Annotated in this window: 16 protein-coding genes; 6 read left to right on the top strand and 10 right to left on the bottom strand. The window is 52.5% G+C overall.

Annotated elements, in window-relative coordinates:
• The 6 genes from JT719_RS24130 to JT719_RS24105 form a co-directional block, all read right to left on the bottom strand.
• Positions 1–1,547: glycoside hydrolase family 2 TIM barrel-domain containing protein (locus JT719_RS24130; protein ID WP_278251899.1), on the bottom strand; the 1,547-nt coding region annotated here is incomplete at its 3' end.
• A 100-nt stretch (positions 1,548–1,647) separates the two neighbouring features.
• Positions 1,648–2,700 carry a glycoside hydrolase family 53 protein gene (locus tag JT719_RS24125; RefSeq protein WP_207436365.1) on the bottom strand — a complete coding sequence of 351 codons (1,053 nt, stop codon included), beginning with the start codon at positions 2,698–2,700 and terminating at the stop codon, positions 1,648–1,650.
• Between the two features lie 70 nt (positions 2,701–2,770).
• Positions 2,771–3,979: a glycoside hydrolase family 53 protein gene (locus tag JT719_RS24120; protein WP_207436363.1), complete on the bottom strand. Its 1,209-nt coding sequence runs from the start codon at positions 3,977–3,979 to the stop codon at positions 2,771–2,773.
• Between the two features lie 131 nt (positions 3,980–4,110).
• A complete protein-coding gene (locus tag JT719_RS24115; protein ID WP_207436361.1) occupies positions 4,111–5,193 on the bottom strand; it encodes a SusE domain-containing protein in 1,083 nt (360 codons plus the stop codon).
• 65 nt (positions 5,194–5,258) lie between these two features.
• Positions 5,259–6,845, bottom strand: coding sequence for a RagB/SusD family nutrient uptake outer membrane protein (locus tag JT719_RS24110; RefSeq protein WP_207436358.1), 1,587 nt, complete (start codon positions 6,843–6,845; stop codon positions 5,259–5,261).
• A gap of 26 nt (positions 6,846–6,871) precedes the next feature.
• Positions 6,872–9,886, bottom strand: coding sequence for a SusC/RagA family TonB-linked outer membrane protein (locus JT719_RS24105; protein WP_207436356.1), 3,015 nt, complete (start codon positions 9,884–9,886; stop codon positions 6,872–6,874).
• A 492-nt stretch (positions 9,887–10,378) separates the two neighbouring features.
• Here JT719_RS24105 and JT719_RS24100 point away from each other — a divergent pair, with 492 nt between their 5' ends.
• Positions 10,379–10,636 carry a hypothetical protein gene (locus JT719_RS24100; protein ID WP_207436355.1) on the top strand — a complete coding sequence of 86 codons (258 nt, stop codon included), beginning with the start codon at positions 10,379–10,381 and terminating at the stop codon, positions 10,634–10,636.
• A gap of 6 nt (positions 10,637–10,642) precedes the next feature.
• Here the strand turns inward: JT719_RS24100 and JT719_RS24095 are convergent, their stop codons facing one another.
• Entirely contained in the window at positions 10,643–14,752 is a 4,110-nt protein-coding gene (locus tag JT719_RS24095; protein WP_207436353.1) for a hybrid sensor histidine kinase/response regulator transcription factor, read from the bottom strand.
• Between the two features lie 719 nt (positions 14,753–15,471).
• Here JT719_RS24095 and JT719_RS24090 point away from each other — a divergent pair.
• The 5 genes from JT719_RS24090 to JT719_RS24070 all read left to right on the top strand — a co-directional run bounded on the left by JT719_RS24090 (position 15,472) and on the right by JT719_RS24070 (position 21,389).
• Positions 15,472–16,560, top strand: a complete 1,089-nt coding sequence (locus JT719_RS24090; RefSeq protein ID WP_207436351.1) for an acyltransferase family protein — start codon at positions 15,472–15,474, stop codon at positions 16,558–16,560.
• A 934-nt stretch (positions 16,561–17,494) separates the two neighbouring features.
• A complete protein-coding gene (locus JT719_RS24085) occupies positions 17,495–17,827 on the top strand; it encodes an ArsR/SmtB family transcription factor (protein ID WP_207436348.1) in 333 nt (110 codons plus the stop codon).
• Positions 17,828–17,863: 36 nt separating this feature from the next.
• Positions 17,864–18,436 carry a DUF6428 family protein gene (locus tag JT719_RS24080; protein WP_207436346.1) on the top strand — a complete coding sequence of 191 codons (573 nt, stop codon included), beginning with the start codon at positions 17,864–17,866 and terminating at the stop codon, positions 18,434–18,436.
• Between the two features lie 32 nt (positions 18,437–18,468).
• Complete coding sequence (locus tag JT719_RS24075) at positions 18,469–18,885, top strand: arsenate reductase ArsC (RefSeq protein WP_207436344.1); 417 nt, start codon at positions 18,469–18,471, stop codon at positions 18,883–18,885.
• Between the two features lie 365 nt (positions 18,886–19,250).
• Positions 19,251–21,389, top strand: a complete 2,139-nt coding sequence (locus JT719_RS24070) for a glycoside hydrolase family 97 protein (protein ID WP_207436366.1) — start codon at positions 19,251–19,253, stop codon at positions 21,387–21,389.
• Positions 21,390–21,674: 285 nt separating this feature from the next.
• On the opposite strand, the gene JT719_RS24065 is transcribed toward JT719_RS24070, so the two are convergent.
• The 3 genes from JT719_RS24065 to JT719_RS24055 all read right to left on the bottom strand — a co-directional run bounded on the left by JT719_RS24065 (position 21,675) and on the right by JT719_RS24055 (position 23,808).
• The gene (locus tag JT719_RS24065; protein WP_207436342.1) at positions 21,675–22,190 is read right to left on the bottom strand and encodes a DinB family protein; all 516 of its coding nucleotides are present in this window, start codon (positions 22,188–22,190) and stop codon (positions 21,675–21,677) included.
• A gap of 373 nt (positions 22,191–22,563) precedes the next feature.
• Positions 22,564–23,253 carry a helix-turn-helix transcriptional regulator gene (locus JT719_RS24060; protein ID WP_207436341.1) on the bottom strand — a complete coding sequence of 230 codons (690 nt, stop codon included), beginning with the start codon at positions 23,251–23,253 and terminating at the stop codon, positions 22,564–22,566.
• 111 nt (positions 23,254–23,364) lie between these two features.
• On the bottom strand, positions 23,365–23,808 hold the full coding sequence (locus tag JT719_RS24055; RefSeq protein ID WP_207436340.1) for a DUF1801 domain-containing protein: 444 nt from the start codon (positions 23,806–23,808) through the stop codon (positions 23,365–23,367).
• Positions 23,809–24,114 lie beyond the last annotated feature (306 nt).

The raw sequence follows: 24,114 nt of genomic DNA, 5'->3' as shown, positions 1-24,114 counted from the left end.
GGGTACTGCTTCTCAATGGCCTTCTCCACGGGGAACTTGTAGATGCCGCGGGAGCTCACGGTGGAGGCGGTCTCCGAGCCCAGGATGAAACCTTGGGGGAAGGTCTTGTAGGCTTCCTCGTAGAGGTGTACCCGGTAGTTTAGGCCCGGAATGTCTAAAAGAGCCCCAAAGCCTGAGGCCATGGTGGCTTTCACCTGGTCCATGCCCACCGTCACCGGGCGGGTAGGGTCCTCGCGGTGGAAGATCTCCTGCAGCCACTTGGCCCGCTTCACGCCCTCGGCGCCCCACTGGTCGGGCACCTCGTTGCCCGAGCTCCACATCACGATGGAGGGGTGGTTGCGGGTGGCGCGCACCAGGTTCACGATGTCTTTCTCGGCATACTCCCCGAAGAAGCGGTTGTAGCCGTTCCTCACCTTCGGCTTGGCCCACTCGTCGAAGCTCTCGGCCAGGAACATAAAGCCCATCTCATCCGCTAATTCCAGCTGCTCCATGGACGGCATGTTGTGGGAGCTCCGGATGGCGTCGCAGCCCATGTCTTTCAAAATCTGCAGCTGCCGGCGCAGGGCGGCCTTGTTCACCGCCGCGCCCAGGGGCCCTAGGTCATGGTGCAGGCACACGCCCTTGAACTTGCGCACCTTGCCGTTCAGGCTGAAGCCCACGTTGGGCTTGTAGCTGATCTCCCGGATGCCGAAGCGGGTGGACACCTCGTCTTTGAGCACGTTGCCCGCGTAGAGCCGGGTCACCGCGGTGTAGAGGTACGGCGTCTCGGGGCTCCAGAGCTGCGGGTTACTGACCGCGATGTTCTGCTCGAACTCCTGCCCGAATACCTTCGCGGTGCTGTCGGTGGCCACGGTGTTGCCCTGGGCGTCCCTGACCTGGGTGACCAGGCGCAGGTTGCTGCCCGACACTTTGGTCTTCACGTTCACCTTGGCCAGGTCCCTGGAGATGAAGGGGGTGGTCACGAAGGTGCCCCACTGCTCGACGCTCTCGGGGTTCTTCACGATCACCTGCACCTTGCGGTACAGACCGGCCCCCGGGTACCAGCGCGAGGACTCCCCCCGGTTGCTCAGCTGCACAGCCAGCAGGTTCTTTTTCCCCTCCTGGATCTGGTCCGTGACGTCGAAGTGGAAGTAGCTGTAGCCGTAGGCCCACTCCCCCACCTTCCGCCCGTTCAGATACACCTTCGGCTCGCTCATGGCCCCTTCAAAAACCAGGAGTACCCTCTGCCCCTTCCGGTAGTGGGGCAGCGTGAACTCGTGGCGGTACCAGGCCTCCCCGATGTAGGGCAAGGCGCCCGTCCGGCCGGTTTTCTCAGAGGGTACTTTCTCGCCGTTCTGCTCAATGGCGACCACCTGCTTGTCAATTTCTTTGTCAAAAGGGCCGTAGATGGCCCAGTCGTGCGGAACCGTCACCCGCTCCCAGCCCTTGTCGTTGAAGTCCGTGCGGTAGGCCTGGTCATGCTTCCCCTTCCGGAAACGCCAGCCCTCCCCCAGCTCCGTCACCACCCGCACTTGGGCCCAGGACAGGGTGGAAAAAAGGAGGAGCAAGGCAACTAAAAACCTGTTTATCATCTCTTTCTAATAGGTAAGCAAAATAAATATTAGAACAGGTGACGGCATCCATCACCTGTTGATTGGTACGCAGAAGCTATTTCACCAAAAAAGCATCCAACGCCTTGGTGGGCCTGCCATCGTCTCCCCAAGCGCTAAGGGGGTACTTGCTCCAGCTCCTGGCCCCTTGGGGCTCCCAGTAGATGACGCCCAGCCCTTTTCCGTTAGGTACCGCTTTCACTTTCTGCTGGACAGCCACCAGCATGTCATAGGTGTTCTGGGGTTTGGTATCTTCGCCGCCAACCTCTACCACCATCACCTCTTTGCCGTACCGGGCAGCCATATCGTTCAGGTTATTCCCCAGGTCATCGATGGAAAGGGTATAATCCGGGTTTCCCTCCAGCCAGTAGGGATAGTAGGAAAGCCCAATCACGTCGTATTTGGCCCCGTGCTGCTTCGCGTTATCAAACCAGGTCCTGAACCGCTCATTGTTGTTGCCTTGGTCTACGTGGAGGATCACCTTGGAACTGGGACTTACGGATTTGATGGCGTCATACCCTTGGTTGATAAGCTGAGCCAGTTGCGGCCAGTTGGAGACACTCCCCTCGGGGTAGATCATCCCTCCCGGCGTTTCGTTGCCCACCTGCACCCATTCAGGGGTTACCCCGGCTTTCTTCAGGTCGCTCATCACGTCATAGGTGTAGTCATACACATCTTTCAGCAGTTGCGGAAAATCATGGCCTTCCCAAGCGGCGGGCTTCTTTTGCTTTCCGGGATCGGCCCAACTGTCACTGTAGTGGAAGTTGATCATGACCCGCATGCCCCATTTCTGCGCCCGCACCGCCATCGCCACGGTCTCGGCTTTGCTGTTATGGCCGCTGGCCCGATCATCAGAGGGGTTCACCCAGGTCCGCAGGCGGATGGTATTGATGCCATGGTCCTTCAGGATTTTGAAACAGTCCTGCTCCTTGCCATTGTCCCCGTAAAACTTGTACCCGGTGGCTTCCATCTGCTGCAACCAACCGATATCGGCACCTTTGGCAAACCCTCTGTTTTTAGTGCCTACCTTCAGGACACTGCAATCGCAGAAGGCGGTTATCAGGAAGAGGTACAGAAAAATTGATGCGGTGGTCTTTGTCACTATTTTCATGTTTATTTTATGGTTGAACCTTATTGAGGCACACCCACTCTTGTGTTGGCCTTGACAATACACAGCCAGCTTATTGGTAAGTGGCCGTCATGTAATCCATGGTGATGAGGGCATTTCCGTTGAAGTCAAAAAATGTGGCGTTTTCCCAGGAAGAGCCGGTTCCCCACAGGTCTTTTAGGTTGGAGGTGATCCAGGCTGGTTCCCAGTACGCTACTCCTATTCCGCCGCCGTCTTTCACCTCCTGGGTGAGGGCTTTCATGAAATCCAGTTGTCCTTGGGGGGTGTAGGGATAGCCCTGAAGCGGAGGTTCCCCGCCAAATTGGTTGTTGTAGTTATCGTTCCATTGGGTGGTCCAGGGATAGGCTGTCTCCAGTACCATCACATCTTTTCTGAACTTGCTTTTCCAGGCGGCTACGTTGTTGGAGATTTCCGGAAGTTTTACTGTGGGGTGCCAGAGCGGATAATACGAGAAGCCGATCATGTCAAAATCCGTGACCTGCCCCACGTTCATCACCCGGTTAAACCAATAGTCCACATTCCTGGGGTCTGCCACGTGCAGTAGGATTTTGGTTTTCACGCTGGAGGTAGCCGCCACGTCCCGTACCGCTTTAATTCCGCCGTTGAGCACATCGGCTAGCCGGGAAATGTTGTCAATGCTGGCGGCCGGAAAACCGGCGGGAGCCGAGGTGTACAGCATACCGCCGTTGGTCTCATTGCCTACCTGCACCAGTTCGGGCATCAGGCCCTGGCTGTTGAGGTTGGTCAACACCTTTCTGGTGTAGTTGTACACCGAGTCTCTCAGCACCGCGATGTCTTTGATTTGCAACCAGGCAGCCGGAATGTTCTGCTGCCCGGGATCGGTCCAGGTGTCTGAGTAATGGAAGTCCAGCAACACCGACATGCCTTGCTGCTTGGCCAGCCTAATGCCTTTCTCCACGTCTGCGTAATTGTTGTACTGCTGGGTACCCGCCGAGCCATACACTTCCTGGGTCCAGGTAGGATTGTGCCACAGCCGGAACCGGATGAGGTTGGCGCCTCGGTCTTTGAAAATCTTGTACGGGCTCTGCACCTGCCCTTTGTCTTTGTACACTCCACCGTGGTCTAGGATTTGGTTCACGTACGATAAATCGGCCCCGAAATAGAAATCCGGAGTGGAGGTTTCGGGCTGGTCCGGCGTGGGGGTATCTTCGTCTGAGCAAGCAGTTAGTCCCACGGCAAAGGATATTGCCACGGCCAAGGCGAGCTTGGGCAATCCTGTTTTCAAGAGTTTCTTTAGCATACGGTTTTATTTGACGGGAAAGCTTTCATTAAGTAGGCCTTGGTCCAATGGGAGAAAAGGTATTCCTGTTTCCAGCCTGTTTTAGGAAAACGTGCCGAAAACAGGAATACCAAATCTGTATCAAAAATGGATTACCGCTCAATCAGGACATACTGCCCGGTCAGGTCATTGAACAGGAGGCGGTAGTCTCCGGCCAAAATCCACAGGTTGCCACCTGCTCCCAGCCCTAATTTACCGTACAGGCTGCTCCAGTTACCGGTAGCTCCCCACTGCGTGCCCCAACCTGGGGTAGCCAGTTTCAACTCTGAGTCAGCGGGCAAGGTAAAGTCCAGGGTCCAGTGGTGCGGGTTGAAGGTAGACTTGGCCATTGGCACTATTGCCCAGCTGTTGAAGCTTCCGGTAATACCTACGGACGCGTAGGTAGGTTTACCTGTAGCAGCATACTCATTAAGCGTAAAGTTCAGGTTTTTCAGGTTCATGGTGAACGTGTAATAACCGGTAGCGGGCACCCAGATTTTCCATGGTTCCGGGTCAGTGTCTTTCGGTCTGAAGCTGAGGGTACCTTGGGCATTGGTTCCCCACATAGGTCCCCACTGGTTAGGGTAGCCCAGAACAAACATATCGCCTTGCTCCAGGTAGCCGGTGTAGGTGTACACAAATGGATCGGTCTCGTCTCTGAACATAGGCATGCCTTTGGCGCCGTCCCAGTCATGTTCAGAAGCAGGGCCCACAATGTAGAGCGTAGGATACGGTGGCTCACTTAGGTAAGCGGTGGCTGTCACGGTGGTCACATTGGAATACACCGCGGGCACCGAAGGGGCCACATTGGCTCTCACCCGTACGTCTATTGCCTCAGGGGAATAGGCCTCTACCCCCACTTGCAGCGCCAGCGCATTTAGTTCTGCAACGGTGAAGGCGCGGGTTTTCGCATTTCCGGTGGCTACTGGTACGGCATCGGCAAAGTTGTCGCCTTGCTTGGCAAACTCCAGGGTGTAAGAAATGGCCGACCGAACCCCGTAGTCAGCAGCCGCCCAGTTGAACGTCACGGCAGTCTCGTTGGCCTTGGCTTCTTCCAGCACCAGAGTGGTGGCCGTCGCATTCAGCACGGGGGCATCGCCTAACTGGTAGACGGCTTGCTCTTCGTCTTTCTCACAGGCGAAAAGCACCAGGGAGGCCAGGCAAAGCAGAATAAGTTTATTAGCCCAAATTTTCATATGTCTTCTATATTTATTGGTGGGATGGGAAGGCTGAGCTTTTGGTACGCTCAGCCTCCTTTTGATTAATAACCGGTATTCTGCTTCAGGTTAGGGTTGGAAATCAGGTCCGAAGCCGGAATTGGAAACAAGGCTCTGAAGCTCTCTACCCCGGTACCCTGAGGCACGCCGCCTTTCCAAGGCCATACATAGGTACCGCTGGTAAACCTGCCGTATCTGATTAAATCGGTGCGGCGGTGGGCTTCCCAGTTCAACTCCCGACCACGTTCATTCAAGATGAAGTCCAGGTTCAGCTGCGCCGCGCCAATGTTACCCGTAGTACCGTTGAAAGCTCTCTGGCGCAACTGGTTCACGTACTGCAGCGCGGTAGCCATGTCACCGCCGGAACCGCCACGCAGAACCGCTTCGGCATACATCAGGTACACATCCGCCAGGCGGAACATGGGGAAATCCGTGTCGGCGAAGGTTCCGCTGGGGTCAGAACCTGGTTGACCGGATTTGGTGACGTTTTTGAATTTAGTGATAGGATACCCGTCCTGGAAGGAAGAGATGGTGTTGATCTCCAGGTTCTGGTCACTGGTGTGGAACATGGCTCTTTCATCGGTGTTCCCGGTCAGGTCAGGGAAAAGCTCCACAAGGTTCTTGGTGGCGCGTAGGCCGCCCCAGCCACTTACCTTGAACCCAAAATCCGCTGAGTTCATTGTGCCGCCAATGGAAGAAAGCATGATAAAGCTCATCCCGCCCCAGGACTGAATCCGGGTTCCGTCAAAGACAATTGGGAAAATGATTTCACCGGAAGAGTGGTTGTCGGCCAGGAACAGGTGCTCATACTCCGGCTCCAGGGCATACCCGGCATCTATTACTTTTTTCGCGTAAGTAATGGCCTCGGTGTATTTTGGGGTGCCGGTGTACACTTCGGCATTCAGGTACAGTTTGGTGAGCAGGGTCCAGGCGGCAGCTTTATCGGCACGGCCATATTCATTCTGGCGGGCATTCACCAACAATGGCTCCACCGCTAACAGTTCAGACTCCACATAGTTAAACAAATCTGCCCGGCTGATCTGCTCCGGGAAGTAGGAACCCACCCCGCTCTCTTCCGTCACAAACGGTACGTTGCCATACAGATCCAACGCATGCCAGTAGGTAAGGGCGCGCAGGAAACGGGCCTCGGCTCTGAAGAGTTGCGCCTGCTGCAGGTTAGCGCCCGTGATCCCGCGGCTGCTGAGTTTCTCGTCTGAGGTCTCCCGAATGAACTCATTAGCCACCGCTATCTGGAAGAACAGCCGGTCATACATGAGACGGGTGTAGTTGTTGGTAGAAGCCCAATCCATTTCATGCAGGTCTGGCAAACCGGCATTGCTCCAGGAGATCACCGCCTCATCGGTGGTTAATTCCTGCAATTGCCAGTAGGCCCGCAGGTAAGCCGATTCTCCAACGTCAAACCCGCCTATGTCCGGGCGGTCTACCGTGCTTTGCCCGGTGACGGCATACCCGGCATACACCCGGGCCAGTACTCCTTTGTAGTTGTTGAAATCACGGTAAACGGTCTCAGTGGTGGCATCATAGAACGGCTCACGGTCCAGATCACCTGTGCAGGAACCCATGGCAAAGGCCAACAGTCCGGCTGCGAATACTTTATTTATATATCTCATCTTTGAAATCTCTTTTTGACTGCGGATTAAAACTCAAGGTTCAGACCCAGGGAATACATGCGAGGGCGCGGATAGAAGTTGTTGTCAATCCCGCTGGCCACTTCAGGGTCCAAACCGCTGTATTTGGTGATGGTGAACACGTTCTGGGCGCTGGCCGACAGGCGCAGACCTACCCGCTCCTTCATTACCCGGCCAAAGTCATAGCTCAGGTTGATGTTGTCAAGGCGCAGGAAGGAGGCATTCTCCACCCACAGATCGGACCGAAGTCTTCTGTCATCCACGCCCGTGAAACGGGTTTCCAGGTAGCTGCTTGGGATGTTCAGCAGATAACCGGCCCAGGTTACGTTGTTGGACACAGCATTAGCTCTGGTGTTGTTAAAAACGTAGTTGCCCAGGTTGGCCCGCATGGTGAAAGACATGCTTAGTTTCTTATAAGCCACTTGTGAACTGAAGCCCAGAGAAGTCAGGGGAGCCGGTGACTTGTAGCGGTACAAGTCTTTCTCATTGATCACGCCGTCATTGTTCAGGTCCACATAGAACCCTTCCATAGGTCTGCCGTTCTCGTCATACACCTGCTTGAACAGGTAATAAGAGAAAGTAGGGTACCCTACCGTGTGAATCTGCACCGTGTTGCCCGTACCACCAGCCACGCCACCTACTGGTTGCCCAACAGAGGCGGTGTCTTGCGTCTTGCTCAGGTTGGTGATTTCATTGCGGTTGAAAGTAGCGTTGAAGCTGAAATCCCAGGTAAAATCAGGTTTGGTGATGGCTTTCACGTTCACCCCAAACTCCAGGCCTTTGTTCTCCAGGCTCCCCACGTTGGTGTAAAGGGTATTGGTGAGGTTGGTTCCCGCCGCGGGTGGAATGGTGGCCAACAGGTCTTTGGTCTTTTTGTGGTAGTAGTCTATGGTACCGGTAATTCTGTTGTTCCATAGGCCAAAGTCAATACCGGCGTTGTACGTGGTGGTTTCCTCCCATTTGATGTTGGGGTCAAATCCTGCCGGACGCCAGGTGTTGTAAAACTGGTTCCCGAACTGGTACCCCACGGTGTTGTCACCCACCACATAGCGTGCCAGGTAAGGGTAATCCTCGCCAATCTCCTGCTGTCCGGTCACGCCATACCCCACGCGCAGTTTCAGATCTGTGAGGGCGGTAACGTCTTTCAGGAAGGGTTCCTCAATGATTCTCCAGGCAAACGCCAGGGCCGGGAACGTTCCCCAACGGTTTTCGGGGCTGAAGCGGGAGGACCCGTCTCTCCTGATGGTAGCCGTAAACAGGTAACGGTCCAGGAGGGCGTAGTTCAATCTCCCGAAGAAAGACACCAGTGTGTTCTGTGTTTTGAAGGGGTTTAGCGCGGCGGGCGTCAAAACTGTTCCTTCGGCACTATACTCCGGGAACGAAGGCTCCTCGCGGAGGAAGTCCTGGTAAGAATATCCGGCCGTGAAATCTACCCTGCTTTTGATGTTTTCCAGGTCTTTGGTGTAGTTCAGGTAGAAATCCAGCAGCTTATTGGTCTTGGACTGCTCGTATTGGGTGTTGCTTCCTCCACGGGCGTACACAGAAGCCAGCGTAGTAGGCAGGCGGGTGTAGCCCTCACCGTTGGAAATATCATAACCCACGTTCAGGTTGGCGCGCAGCTCTGGCAGGAAGTGGAACTTATAGTCCAGTTGCAGGTTCCCGATGCTTCTTCTGGCCTCCCCGCGGGCGGTCCGTTGCTCTAACATGCTCAAGGGATTGCGAGGCGCCAGGGAGATGGGATTGCCGTTGGCATCTACCCACTCAAAGTAACCTCCCAGGTTATTGTTGGCATATACCGGCTGGGTGGGGTCCATGTTAACGGCTGCCCCAATGGCACCTTCATCAGCAAAGTTGCTCTTGGTGAAGATACCCCGCACGTTCATGTTCACCTTCAGATGATCGTCCAAGAACGTGGGGTTCAAGGTCAACGCAGCCGAGGAGCGTTTCATGTTGGAAGTTTTCAGGATTCCATTTTGGTCCAGGTACCCCAAAGACACGCGATAAGGCAGATTTTTGTAAGTGCCGCTTAAGCTCAGGTTATTGTCGGTGGAGAGAGCGGTACGGTAAATCAGGTCCTGCCAGTTGGTATTGGCGTTTCCTAACAGAGCTTTGTTGCCAGCCGGCGCGTATTGGTTCACCACTTCGCGGTACTGATCGGCGGAAAGCAATTCCAGCGTTTTGTTCACTTCTGAGACCGTGGCCAGGGTGCTGAAATTCACCCGCATTTTCCCGGACTGCCCTTTCTTAGTGGTGATGATGATGACCCCGTTGGAAGCTCTGGAACCGTAAATAGCGGTGGCAGAGGCATCTTTCAGGACGTTGAAAGTTTCAATGTCATTTGGGTTGATCATGCTCAAAGGGTTGGCAGTACCGGCCACGCCCGTGTTGTCCAATGGAACCCCGTCAATCACGATCAAAGGATTGTTGTTGGCGTTCAGAGAGGAACCTCCCCTGATTCTGATCTGGCTTCCGGCCCCGGGAGCGCCGCCGTTAGACGTGATCTGCACCCCGGCTACTTTGCCCTGGATCAGTTGCTCTGGCGTGGTGTTCTGCCCCCGGTTGAATTCCTCTGAGGAAACCGATGTGACAGATCCGGTCAGGTCGCTTTTACGCTGCGTACCGTACCCCACCACCACTACTTCCTCCAGGGCTTTGGCATCTTCCCCCAAGGCAATGTTCAGGGTACTTTGTCCATTGATAGGCACCTCTTTGGGAACAAACCCAATATAGGATGCTACCAGCACCCCGTTCCGATCAGGCACATTCAGAGTGAACTTACCATTTATATCAGTGGCCGCGGCCGTGCTGGTCCCTTTTAAGAGCACTGTCGCCCCGGTCAGGGGCTCTCCGGTAGAACTGGTAACCGTACCCGTCACCGTTAGTTGCTGGGCGATAGCCGGGTTGATACCGGCACCAGCAGTAGTCAGTAAAATAAAGAACAGCAAGAAGCGGCTCTTCCAGGCTAGCCGCTTCTTAAAAGAAGTGGCATCTGGAAAAATGCTTTTACGAGCGAGTTGTATCATATAATAGCTATAGGTTAAGATGTGTGAGGTGATGCATTAGATTATTAAGGTGGAAGCACATAAACCCTGGGTAGATTTTCGCTCAGAAGGATCTCTGCTTCCGGGTAAGCTGTTCATAGGAGATATAAAAAAACCAATACCATACAGATCAGCAGAACTCCCACCACATGCCTTTTAAAAATCAGTCTTCCCATCCGTTGAAATTTTCATAAAATTACCCGCTGAGCAGCGGAAGCAGGGGGGATAATTCCGTTGAAGAGGGGTGTCAAATTCATTTCCGGCAATAAAATGGCAATGAAATCTCCCTGGAAAAACCGTTTATGGCAGAGCGTGCCCCTTAGCGGTTATTGATTAGGCAATCAGGATGGATATAGTTTGTCTCTTTGGCAAAAGACAAGTGGGTAATCCAGAAGAGCGTAAGAATTAGGCAAACGCCCTTTCATTTCCGGGCTGGATTTCAGAAATCAGCCAGGAAACGGGAACACCAGATTTGTGTTTAAAGGGGATTTCAGAATAGAAGGAACGCGCCGACCTGCGGCAGTTTTCTTTCTGTTCCAGCAGCGGATAGCAGATATTCTCACGGGCCTAGGGCTGCGGCATGCGTTTGAAGAGGCGAAAAGAAAGATGGAATTTAGCTTCACCCCAAAGGAGGAAGTTCCTGTTTTAGGCCTGTTTTCTGGAAATGACCCTGAAAAGGCAGAGACCTTTCTCCCCTGCAAGGCACGGCAAGAAAGGCAAAAGGAAGCTTAGGTGCTTTTAACTTTCGGTGTCCTCCGCTACAGGTTTAGCGACTGGATCTTTGCCGTAGGCCGAAGGCGATACCCCGAATTTCTTCTTGAACATCTGGCTGAAATACCGCCGGTCAGAGAAGCCTACTTTGTAGCAGACATCGGTTACGGGCAGTTCATAGTCTTTGAGCAGCTGGGCGGCGCGTTTCAGGCGGTAGTCCCGCACAAACTCCACCAAAGACAGCCCCGTGAGAGACTTGATCTTCTTGTACACCACCGAGTGACTGATGCCGATCTGCCTGGAGATAAACTCGGCCCCTAACTCCTCATTGTCCAGGTTGGCGTCCAGAATGGCGGTAAGCTCTGCCATGAACGCCTGATCCGGCGAATTGACCGGCAGGTTTTTGGGCTCGGCCAGGACTTCCAGCTGAAATTTCTCCCGCAACGCCTGCCTGCCCCGGAGCAGGTTCACGACCCGGGTTTTCAGGAGCGTCTCGCTGAAGGGTTTGGTGATGAAGTCGTCGGCGCCGGTTTCCAGCCCTTCTTTGCGGTAGATAAAGGAAGTTCTGGCCGTAAGCAAAATCACCGGGATATGGCTGGTACGCAGGTCTTTCTTCAGTTCACGGGTAAGGGTGATGCCGTCTTTCTCAGGCATCATGATGTCACTGATGATCAGATCAGGGGTTTGGCTGATGGCTAAATCGAACCCTTCTACCCCGTTGCTGGCTCCCAGCACCTGGAACGAAGGCGCCAGTAGCCCCAATAGGTAATTCCTGATATCGGCATTGTCTTCCACCACCAGTACCGTGGCTCCTTTGAACTCCTCGGTGGGGATCTGCACTTCTTTCGTCTGGGCGCCGGTTACCAGGTACTGCTCCAGATGCTCTGTTTCTTCCAGGTTCTCTACTTTCTGCAACGGGGAGAGGTGACTTTCGCCACGCATCAGTTTCACGGAGAATTTGCTGCCCTTTCCGGGTTCACTTTCCACGAAGATTTTCCCCATGTGGAGCTTCACGATGCGCTTGACAATGGAAAGCCCGATCCCGAAGCCGTCTTTTGCGGCGGAACTACCGGTATCTGTCTGGTAAAAGCGCTTGAAGATTTTTCGGAACTTGGTCTCCGAGATTCCTTTCCCGGTGTCCTCCACCGTCAGGATCACGTTGTGCTCGTTCTGCACCACCTCCACTTTGATGGTTCCGCCGGCATCGGTGAACTTGAAGGCATTGGAGAGCAGGTTGTACACCACCTTCTCCATTTGTTCTTTGTCAAACCACAGGTCTATCTGTTCCTGGGAGCTATGGAATTGGTAGTCTATGTGCCGGTTCTGGGCCAGCGTGCTGAAAGAGAGATAAATCTCCTGCACGAAGGTCACGAAATCACTTTCTGAGGCTTTCAGCTTGATGCCCGCGGCATCGATTTTCCGGAAGTCCAGCAACTCGTTCACCAGTTGCAGCAGGTGGGAGCTGTTTTTCTTCAGTTCCTGTACTGCTTCCTGCGGTTTGCCGTTTTCCCCCGCTTCCGTGATCCGGTTGATGCTGCCCATGATAAGCGTAACCGGCGTCCTGATCTCATGGGAAACATCGGTAAAGAATTGCAGCTTGAGATTGTTGAGTTCCTGCTCCTTTTCCCGGTTGATTTTCTCCAGGTGCAGGTTGTTCTTCAGCTTTTCCAGGTGGATGGTGTAGCGGTAGAAGAGGTAAAGCAACACGCTGAACACCACAAAGTAAAACAAGAACGCCCACCAGGTTTTCCAGAAAGGCTTGTGTACCAACACCTGGATCTGGGCGTATTTTTCTCCCCAACTGGCACCCGGCACTCGGGCCTTCACTTTGAACGTGTAGCTGCCCGGGGCCAGGTTGGTGAAGGTGGCCTCCCTCTGGGAACCTATCTCGCGCCAGTCCTGGTCAAAGTTCTCCAACTGGATGGCGTATTCATAATTGGCGAACGGGAAGTCAAGGGCGGTGAATTCAAACGTGATGAGGGAGTGGTTATGCTTCAGTTCAATGTAATCCTCATCCAGAATGTTCTTGTCCAGGATCTGGTCTTTGTCGCCCACCTGTACGTCTTTGTTGAAGAGCTTCAGGCCCGTGAACTTTACGTTGGGCTCTTCCTGTGCACCGCTCATTTTCCGGGGATCAAAGGAGACTACCCCTTCGTTCCCGCCAAAATATAGGCGCCCTTCGGCTTTGAACACCGAGTTGATGTGGTAACTTCCCTTGAGAGAGCCTATCCGCTGAAAGGCTCCGGTGCGGTACTCGTATTTTAAAATGCCGTTCTTGGTACTCAGCCAGATATTTCCGGCCTCATCTTCCACCAGGGCGGTGACCGTTTTTTCACTGATCCCATCCAGTTTATGAAAACGCACCATTTTCTGGTTTTTAGGGTCAAAACGGTTCAAGCCCTGGCCCCAGGTGCCTATCCAGAGGTACCCGCGGGAGTCTTTCAGCATGCTTACGATGTTCATGGCACGCAGCGGCACGCGATCTTCCTGCTGACTTTTGACAGGGAAAAACCTTTTGGTGCTGATGTCAAAGAAATTCAGGCCTCCGCCGTAGGTGCCCACCCAGAGATTACCTTTGCCATCCTCCGCCAGAGTGGTGACGTTATCGCTGCTCAGGGAAAAGGAGTTATTGGGCTCTTTCCGGTAGGTATTGAACGTACCGGTGGCTTTGTCAAAATAACTCAACCCTCCGCCCCAGGTGGCTACCCAGAAATTCCCGTTTTCTTCCTCCACTATATCCCTGACATCGTTGTAAGGGAGAGAGGTGGGGTCACTCACCTGGTGCCTTAGCCTCTGAAAGGAATCCGCCTTTTCATTCGCCAGTATAAGCCCATCTGAGAAGGTACCGATGAAGTATCCGCCGGCTTTACGTTTTCTGATCAGCTGCACATAATCTCCCCCCATCTTGTTTTTGGGAAGCAGGGTCACCTGTGCGGATTGCTGGTTGAATATATTCAGACCATTACCATCTGTGCCCAGCCATAGTTTGCCTTGCTCTTTGTAAATAGAGAGAACAGGGGTTGGATTGAGGCCTTTGAAATCACTGTAGAAAAACTGCACGGCATCATCTTCCCGCTTCAGGACGTTGATCCCGTTCCAGGCGGTTCCTACCCACACGTTGCCTTGCCGGTCAGCGAAAACGGAGTAAATGGCGTTGCTGGAGAGCGAGTTCTGAACAGAGGTACTTTTAGAGAATTGCTCTACTTTAGGCAAGCCGTTGTGGCTATCTGATATTTTAAGCAAACCGCTGCCGTCTGTACCCACCCAGATGGTTCCATCCTTTTCTTTGAAGATGGAACGCACAATGGAAATAGCTGACCAGCGGGTATCCTGCCGGAAAAACGGATAGAGGGATCCTGAACGGGTATTGTACACCAAGAGGCCATCGCCGGAGGTTCCCAGCAACAATTCGGTTCCGGAAAGCGAGCTGATGACGTTGATAAAATCTGCGGAAAGGGAGTTGCCGTTCGCCGTTTTGGGGCTGGATTTTACAAAACGGCCGCTTTTCCTCTCCAACTTATTTAACCCGCCGCCAAAGGTCCCAACCCACAGGTTTTTGGCCGGATCTTCATGAATAGCCTTTATGCTGTTGTGGCTTAAGCCAGCACTGGTCTGGTACCGGACGAAGGAGCTGTCCTTTTCAAGGAATCTGTTAAGGCCGCGTTCGGTTCCAACCCAAATCTGTTTGTCTGAGTCTTCAAAAACGGTGGTGATTTCATCTGAGGAGATGCTGTTTAGGTTTCTTTCCTGGTGCCTGAAAGAGGTAAACCTATCCGTCCTTTTGTTCAGGAGCTGCAAACCCTCTATGGTACCCGCCCAAACTCTGCCCCGCGAATCAACAAACACAGAAGACACGTCATCTGCCCCTAGTTTCCCGTTGCTGTGGTTATATAGCCTGAACGAATTGCCGTCATAGCGGCTCAAGCCGTTTTTGGTGCCTATCCAGATAAAGCCATCCTGGTCCTGCGCCACACTGGTCACAGAACCGCTGGAGAGATTCTTCGCATCATGCAGTTTGACAATGCCTGTTTGGGTCTGGGCGTGCAGGGGGATACCGAGAAATGAGAATACAGTCAGCCAGAGCAGCAATAACTGCTTAAAAGGGGTGAACAGATGGCAGGTTAGATTTTTCCGCATTCAACTACTCTCTTTCCATTATACAGCGCTCGGCTATATACCTTTATGAATGGGCTTGATGAATAACAAAGTTAAGTTTCCTGTAAAGATAGGCTTTAAGTTTCTGGAAAAGTAACGGGTGTTGGTAGTTGAGGTATGTTTTCATTTGGAAACGCTTTGAGCCTGGTTGAGCCTTAAACTCAATTACAGGCTTGCGCTTTCTGTACTGTGCGTCCGCTTTATCTTCATCACCGTGTTGGGCGAGATGCCGCAGAGGGTGACAATCTCCCGGATGGAGCCCTTGGTTCCCACAGTTATTCCGCGCCCTACTTGTTCTCCTGCTGGAATCTCTCCATACATCTTCACCGCCCCCTTGAGCAGGGCAATGCACTTGGCCTCCTGCTGGCCCGAGACAATCTATTCCCGAGACTTTGTTCCTAAACGGTAATTATTGGACTTGCACTTCCTTAGTGGCACCTCTATTCCTATTCTCAAAGTCCGTTGGTTACCTGCACAACCCTCATCTGCTATTTCCTTTTTTTGGACAATCAAATCAAATTCAATAACTTAACTACCAGAGGCCTTTTAACAATTCAGGAATTAAACTAGTTAAGCAAGCTTGTTTCTGGGACCCAATTTGTGGAGCCAGGTAATCTTTTAGGAGAAAAACATAGCAGAACAGGCAACTCATTTGCTGCCTCTTTGTGAAATCATACCACTGTCAATTAGAAAAAAACAGGATGGGGTACATTAAGCAACTTGACGCTTTGCGGGCTATTGCCATTTTCTTTGTCCTTTGTAACCACTGGCTACCGGTAGGCAGTCCGCTTCAAACGTTCTCAAAAGTCATCTCGGCCCCAGACGTCTTCTTTACCATCAGCGGTTTCCTGATTACCATGATTCTGTTGAAAGGCAGAAAGAAAACCGAAGCGCAGAACACCAGCAGGAAAGCCATCTTCGCTGATTTCTTTCTAAAAAGGTCTCTCCGCATTTTTCCGGCTTATTTCCTTACCCTCCTGCTCACCTTTGTACTACTCCCTAAGGCTGTTCCGCATTACGGCCCTTTCTTAACCTTTACCGCCAACTTTGATATGTATTCCCAAAAGTACTGGGGGTACCTGGGTCATTTGTGGTCCATGTCAGTGGAGCAGCAGTTTTATCTTATCTGGCCCGTGCTCATCGTGTTCATCCCGAAAAAGTTTTTAGTCCCTACCATAGTCTTGTTTATTTTTACTGGAATCGTTTGCCAGAATATCACGCCAGACGAAGAGTACCTTTGGATGCTTCCCCATACCTGTTTTGATGCGCTGGGCATAGGGGCCCTTCTGGCGTGGGTAATTATAGAGAAGAAATCATACTTTCCGTGGTTCTACAAGGCTCTTCGGCTTGCAGGTGTCTTGAGCATCCTGCTTATCATAGTGCCGTATCTGGGTGTCAACCTCCCATTCATCCACCACCGGACCCTGGTTTCTTTGCTGGTAGCCTGGCTGATTGCCTACTTCATCTCAGAAGGAAATGAGGCGAAAAGCGGGCTCTCCTCCGTTTTCCTAAACCGAGGCTTGCTCCTGGTAGGCAAAATGAGTTACGGAATCTATCTTTATCACCTCACCCTCTTTCACTTCAGCCGAAGAGTCCTGAAAAGCCTGTACCCAGACATTCCGGTTCACCAATTAATTTCTGACTACCAGTTCCTTTATTTGTCTGTTAACCTGATTCTTCTCCTCACGGCGTCCTGGCTCTCCTGGAAATTCTTTGAGCTACCGCTTACCAACCTCTGGAATTATTTCAGGAAGGAACAACCCATTGCCACGGCCCGGCAAGTTGTCTGAGGGAACTCTAAAGCGAAGCTGGGTTCTCCCGTGACAATTTCCGGCTCCGCGCCAATCACAGGTACATGACCAGAATAAGTACAGGAGTTTGACCGAATGGGTTTGTCCAGAATTTCAGGTTTCCGGTGCGGTTGAAGGAAACCTTTGCGTTTAGAATGACGCGGAGGAAGAGAATAACAGCAGCAGGATTGCGGAGCGAAAGCTGCTGAATGGAGCCTTTTACCTTTTCCTGATTGACTGCCTGATCATCATGAAAAGGCCCCCGAAGGTTAATACATAAGCAAAGGGCAGTAAAACCCTGTTCCCGTAACTAAACTCCAACAGAAAGCAAACCAACCCCATAATCAGCGAGAAAAGACCTACTCCTCTCACGCTTGTCCTGATTTTGGAGAAGTACTAAACCCAGAGACAAACGAGAAGGGGCGGACCATAAAATTTTCCATTAAAACACAGGTGTTAGTAGCGCCAAAGTCCAATAATAGCATTTACCACATGCATTATACTAAGGTAATATGAAATTAGCAAGACTCTTTTTCTTCTGAAAGGAAGCGAGGCTGCTGCATTGGCCTGAACAGCAATTTCTCCCCTTGTTTCTAGCTTAAAAACCTGCCACAGATAACCCGAAACCCCAAGCTGCGTATAGCTGCTTAGATTGTAAGAGAATGAAAACAGATAGTCGGGCACGCGTTCTGCGGGTGATTGGGCTATCTGTTTCTTTTTAAGGCAGTTTATGATGGCAGAAAATCAACTCTCTCCCAGAAGCTGCCTCCTGCACAACCACCCTTGTACTTCCACAGAACTTCTGCCCAAACTCTTTCTGGCTTCTTTTCAGAAAATCAGGCTAAATATGGGCGTGCCCGGAACAGGCCTCAAGTCCTTATTTGGACAAGAAGCTGCTTCATCGTAATTTTACGATAGAATAGTTTTAAGCCTTATGGGAAGTACCAAAACGCAGCATTTCACCAGTGACCAGAACCAGGTGGCGGCCTATGCCAAGGCGCTGGCCCACCCGGCCCGCATTGCCATTCTGCAGCATCTCCTGAAGAAACAGAACTGCATCTGCGGCGATCTGGTGGGAGAATTGCCTCTGGCCCAGGCCACGGTGTCTCAGCACCTGAAAGAACTGAAAGCCGTGGGCCTGATCAAGGGCACCGTAGAGGGCACCAGTGTGTGCTACTGCATTGACCCGCAGAAATGGGAAGAGGTACGGGATATCTTCATGAACCTGTTCTCCACTCCTGTGGCTTGCCAGGACAACTGCTGCTGAAAAACTTGCTTCCCTTCATCGTAACCTTACAATCATATGAATACAGCTGAATTGCTCAACTGGCAGGCCTTCAAAGCCGAGTTGCAGAAGAATCCCGAGCTTACGCTTCAGTTCCAATATGCCCAGAACCAATGGGTGGACGCGTCTTACCACATCACCGAGATCAAGCAGGCGCCCATCGTATCAGTGGACTGCGGCGGCCAGATGAACTGCTGGACCGAGGTCATTGTCCAATTGTGGGAGCCCGCGCAAAACGAAAACGCCCAGGCTATGTCGGCGGCCAAGGCGCTTTCCATCATTGACGTGGTGGAGAAAGTGTTGCCCCTGCACCCGCTGGGCATTGTGAAGATTGAGTTCGGGAACGCTCAGTTCGATACCCGCCAGATGTACCCGGCTTCGTTCTCCGTGACCAACGGAAACCTGGTGGTACAGCTCACCCCAGATGCCACCCAGTGCAAAGCCATAGAACGCGGCGGAAGCTGCGGCACCACGGCCTCGGGCGAGGAATGCTGCGCCCCCGCTCCGGCCGCAGAGAAGCCAAAACTGCAGTTGATTGACTTAACCTCTATCCAGGGCAACATCTGCACACCGGGCGAAGGCTGCTGCTAATCCTGGTTTTGCGCCTCTTTTCTGAAAAACAGATGAAAAACGTACTTGTGCTCTGCACCGGCAACTCCTGCCGCAGCCAACTCGCCGAAGGGTATTTGCGCCACTTCGCCAACGGAAAAGCCACCATCTACAGCGCCGGCATTGAAACCCACGGCGTGAACCCCAGGGCTGTAGCCGCCATGGCCGCCGACGGAATTGATATTTCAACCCACACCTCCAACCACGTGGATGAGTACCGCCAGATTCCGTTTGCCTACGTGATCACCGTCTGCGACCACGCCCAGGAAAACTGCCCCTTCTTCCCCACCAACGCCGTGCGCCTGCACCACAACTTCCCAGATCCGGCCAAAGCCACCGGCTCTGAGGAAGAGATCACCGGCCAGTTCCACCAAGTGCGCGACCAGATTAAAGCGTTCAGCCGGCAGTTTGTGGAAGAGCACTTGGGTTGAGAGCGAAGGCTGGTATTTCAGATCGTAAGAGTAATTCTCTTACTATAGCACCAAAAGGCGTTTTAGGGCTTCTTTTACAAAAAGAGCCTTAAAACGCCTTTTTCATACTTACGGAGTAAGGTTTAGAAACGAAGGGCAGCACCAATGTGCTTGAAACAGAATCCGTACTTTGAAATCAAATCCGGCCAAAGGCAACGGCAAATAAGCAGGCAATTCACAAAAGAGGTTTTAACTTGCGATATGCTTTTGCTGCACCTGTTTTATTTTCAAAGACAGGCCCCCAGCAAATGCATGACTCCCGTTTTTGCGTCAGTTTTCAGAAAACCGGCCAGAAACGCTTCACCACTTTTTACCCAACTACCCCTATGCGCAAACTGTTGCTGTTTCTTTTTACCTGGGTCTTGATTCCGCTTTTGCAGGCCCAGACGCTTACTTCCCCAGACAAAAACTTCACCCTCAAGTTTGAACTGAAGGCGAACGGCACGCCCTCCTACCAGCTCACCTACAAAAACAAACCGGTCATTAAACCAAGCAACCTGGGCATTGAGAACAACGGCAGCCCTTCGTTTATGAACGGTTTTTTCGTTTCTGAGACCAAAACGTCATCGGTTAAAGATGTGTGGGAACCCATCTACGGGGAGCAGAAAACCATCCAGAACAACTACAACGAGCTGCTGGTTACCCTTACCCAGAAAGACCAGAAAAACCGCTTCATACGCATCCGGTTCCGGTTGTTCAATGACGGGCTGGGCTTCCGCTACGAATTCCCCAAGCAGGAGAACCTGAAATACTTTGTCATCAAGGAAGAGCATACTGAGTTCAACCTGGCCGGCGACCACAAGATCTTCTGGATTCCCGGCGACTATGACACCAACGAGTATCCGTACACCACGTCCAAACTATCCGAGATTCCCAAACTGCAGAAGAAAGCCACTGTGCAGATCACGGCGCAGCAGCCCATTCCCACGCCCTCGGTGCAGACGCCCAGCATGATGAAGTCCACCGATGGGTTGTACATCAACATTCACGAGGCGGCGCTCATCAACTACCCGGCCATGAACCTGGAGGTAGACGCCAAAACCTTCAAGATGAAATCGCACCTGGTGCCAGATGCCGTGGGCAACAAAGGCTATATGCAAACCGATGCCCAGAGTCCGTGGCGTACCGTGGTGGTGAGCGACAAAGCCACCAATATCCTGGCCTCCAAGCTGATCCTGAACCTGAACGAGCCCACTCAGTACAAAGACGTTTCCTGGATTAAGCCGGTGAAATACGTGGGTGTCTGGTGGGAATACTTTGTGGCCGGCAAGAGCACCTGGGCTTACAGCTCAGAGAACAACGTGCGCCTCACCGATGATTTCAGCACCTTTAAGCCCAGCGGCCGCCACGGTGCCACCGTGGAGAATGTGAAAAAGTACATTGATTTTGCTGCCGAGCACGGGTTTGACGCCGTGCTGGTAGAAGGCTGGAACATTGGCTGGGAAGACTGGATTGGCAACTGGAAAGAAGAAGTATTTGATTTCACCACGCCTTACCCCGACTTTGACGTGAAAGGCCTGGCCAAATACGCGGCCAATAAAAAGGTGAAGATCATCATGCACCACGAGACCTCGGCCTCGGCCACCAACTATGAGCGTCGCCTGGACCGTGCCTTCCAGTTCATGGTAGACAACGGCTACAACGCCGTGAAAACCGGCTACGTGGGGCAGATCATTCCGCGCGGCGAGCACCATGACGGCCAGTGGATGGTGAACCACTACATTCACGTGGCCCGTCGCGCCGCCGATTACAAGATCATGGTGAACAGCCACGAAGCCGTTCGCCCGACTGGTCTGCACCGCACCTTCCCCAACTGGTTTGCGCAAGAATCGGCACGCGGTACCGAGTTTGAGGCCATGGGCGGCCTGGCCCCGGAGCACACCACCATTCTGCCGTTCACCCGCCTCATGGGTGGCCCCATGGACTACACTCCCGGCATTTTCCAGACCGATCTTTCTTACTACGGCACCGGCAGCAACCAACGCGTGAACACTACCCTGGTGAAACAACTGGCCTACTACGTGACCATGTACAGCCCGCTGCAGATGGCCGCCGATTTGCCCGAGAATTACCTGCGCTTCCCCGATGCCTTCCAGTTCATCAAAGACGTAGCCGTTGACTGGGACGATACCTATGTTTTGGAAGCCGAGCCCGGCGATTACATCACCATCGCCCGCAAGGCGAAAGGCAAAGACGAGTGGTACGTGGGCGGCATCACCGATGAAAATCAGCGCACTGCCACTGTCAATTTCTCGTTTCTGCCCAAAGGCAAGCAGTACATCGCCACCATCTACGCCGACGGGGCCGATGCCAGCTATGACAAAAAACCGCAGAGCTACACCATCCGGAAAGTGGTAGTTACCTCTAAAAGCATCCTGAAACAGAAACTGGCCTCCAGCGGCGGCGTGGCCGTAAGCATCAAGGAAGGCAAGAAATCTGACCTGAAAGATCTGCCTAAATTGTAAATCCTGTTTTCGGGCTTTCTTCTTAAAAGTAAGCCCAAAGTCTGAAGCGCATTTTCACAAAAGCCCACCGGTATTTCCGGTGGGCTTTTCTTTTCAACGGGAGAACGCCAAGACCTTCCCATCCAGCGCCATCGTCAACTTCTCCTCAGCCCACACCTTCAAAAACAGCCGACAGTAACCTGAGCTGAACCCAAAAGGAAAGCGCCTGCTGAAGCTCAACAGGCGCTTTCATTTTATAGGGGACTAAAACTTGTTTGATTTTGGGCTACTTACCGGAAAACAGGCTTAAAACTGCGGTTCATCGGCGCTGGGGCCGTAGCTGCCGGGGATAGGAATGTTGAGCAAGCGCAGGAACACGCCCAATTGCGCCCGGTGATGGATGATCTGGCTATTGGTCATACGCAGCACCTCGTATTTGGAGCTGGTCATGTAAATGGTATCGCCTTCTCTCAGCGTCCAGGACTCATCCAGCTGGTCATCAGAGCCTTCGGCGAAGTGCTTTCTGCCGTCTTCCAGCATCCGCTCAAAGTAGTCCAGCAGTTCATCGGTGGTATTGATTACTTCGGGTTGGTACGGATTGTTGGCAAAATCCAGCTCGCTGGTGGTTAAGGTCATGCCCACCCAGGACGGCAACTCGGCAATGTGCGTGGCCAACTGCCGGATGGTCATGCTCTTTTCATGGGGTCTCCAATCGTATTTGTCGTTAGGGATGCGGGACAGCATCTTGCGGGTAGTCACGGCTTCCTGCTCCATTTCTTTGGCGAGCAAATCCAGGATGGTGGTGGTTTGAATCTCTGACATAGCGTTAGTGGTTAAGTGATGACACAAAGAAATCATGCTCCACTGACAGCCCTATGGCAGTCTACTTTCAGGAAGTGTAAATAATTTTTTGGACTTGGGTTCACCAGCAAGTTGAAGGAGAACGGGTGTTAGGATTATTGGTAATATCTCCAAAGCCGTCAAGCAAAGGGCAATGCGTACGACGTTACAGTGTAACGTCGTACGCATAACTAAAATGTAGCCTCGTTACACTGTAACGAGGTGGTACTAAGGGGAAACTGTCTCAGACTTCTGTTAACCTGACGGTTATGGTGTTAACACCAACAATGGCGTTTTCCTTTAAGCCTGTTTTCTTATAAACAGCCTCAAAATAGGTTCCCAAACGAGACCTTTATCAATACGGCACCGGCAACTGCTTCATGTACTCGCCCACCGGCATGTGGTCGGGTTTGAGGAACGGCAGCTCGGTGTTTTTGATGGTGAGGATGCGGGAGACCCTGAAATCGCGGTAATCCTGCCGGTGGTGGCACCACCCAATCAGGTGCCAGCTGAACGCGTAGAAAATCAGCCCGATGGGCTCTACCCGCCGTTTGCTCACTTCCTCTTTGTTGTTTTTGTAGCCTATCTCCAGAATGCACTTATTGGAAATAGCCTGCTGAATGAGCGCCAGGTACTCATAGTCATTGTTGATGCAGGGCGGCAACTGCAGTTTTATATGGTTGTGCAGAAAATCAAGTTGTTCTTTCTGGGTGGAGCGCAGCACGGCTTTCACTTTGTTCAGCGCCGAGGCATAATGCGTGTGGATGGATTTATCTGTGAACCCAAACACCAAGGCTTCCATCAGGAGCAGGGCGTTGGCTTCCTCAGAGGTGAACGAGACTGGCGGCAGAAAATAACCCTGTACCACAAAATAGCCTTTGTGCGGCTCAAACCCAACGGGTACGCCTTGTTCCCCTAACGCCTTGATGTCGCGGTACACGGTCCTCACGCTGATGGAAAACGCCTCGGCAATCTTCTCTGCGGTCACATATTTCTTGGACTGCAGCATGGTCAATATCCCGAAAAGCCTGTCTACCCGGTTCATAAGTGAGGTTGATAAGAGAAGGTGGGTTTATTTTTCAGCAGTTTTATGAAATCTGAGCCAGAAAGGGGAACAAACCATTTCCAGGCGCAACAGGTTAGTCAATTTTTCCCCTCAGGCTTTCAGATGGTTTCTGAGTTTAGCTTTCTCCTTCTTTTGGGCAAACAAACGGGCATCCACCTCGCCAGCCTCATACAGAAGAACTCTGATCAGGTCAAAATCAAGCTCTTTAACATGGAAAAAGGTTTTGGTGAACACTTGCTTTCTGTTGCCCCTTTCCAGGTATTGGGTTTCATCCTGCAGCAGGTTTCCGTTACAAAAGCCTAGCTGTACTCCGTTGGGCTTCACCTTTCCCCAAGGCACCGAGGCTGGCCAGATAAAGCAAATTCTAGTGTGCCCCACGTAAAAAGGCACGTTGTACGAGAGCTTTTCAGAGCATTGGGGCAAACACTCCAGAATAGTCTGACGCAGTTGCTCCACCAGTATCCGCTCCTGCAAAGGCAGAAACGCCAGCAGTTCCTCAATAATGTCAAACTTCTGTATTTCGTCTGGTTCCATGCAAATGGCTCCTTTCCTGTTAGAACACCAGGTCTGGTCTGGAGGAATGAAGATAACCAAAGCAAATGAATTCCTGTCTTCTGGATGGGTAAAAAAGAAACGCCTTCCCGGGGCCCAGCCCGGGAAGGCGTTTGGAGGCTATTTCCTGGAAAACAGCCCCGGGGCGGCTCCGTCCGCCTATAACCTATGGCTGCCCTCCCGGGGGCGGTAGCCGCGGAAGCCGTAGAAGACGATGTAGGCGTAGCAGAGCAGGGGCACGGTGAAGGAGAGCTGCACGTTGCCCGTCGCGTCGGCCAAGAGGCCCTG

Source organism: Sabulibacter ruber, assembly GCF_017355955.1.
Classification (GTDB): Bacteria; Bacteroidota; Bacteroidia; order Cytophagales; family Hymenobacteraceae; genus Nibribacter; species Nibribacter ruber_A.
The sequence above is the reverse complement of the archived record's forward strand: the minus strand, read 5'-3'. Positions and strand labels throughout refer to the sequence as shown.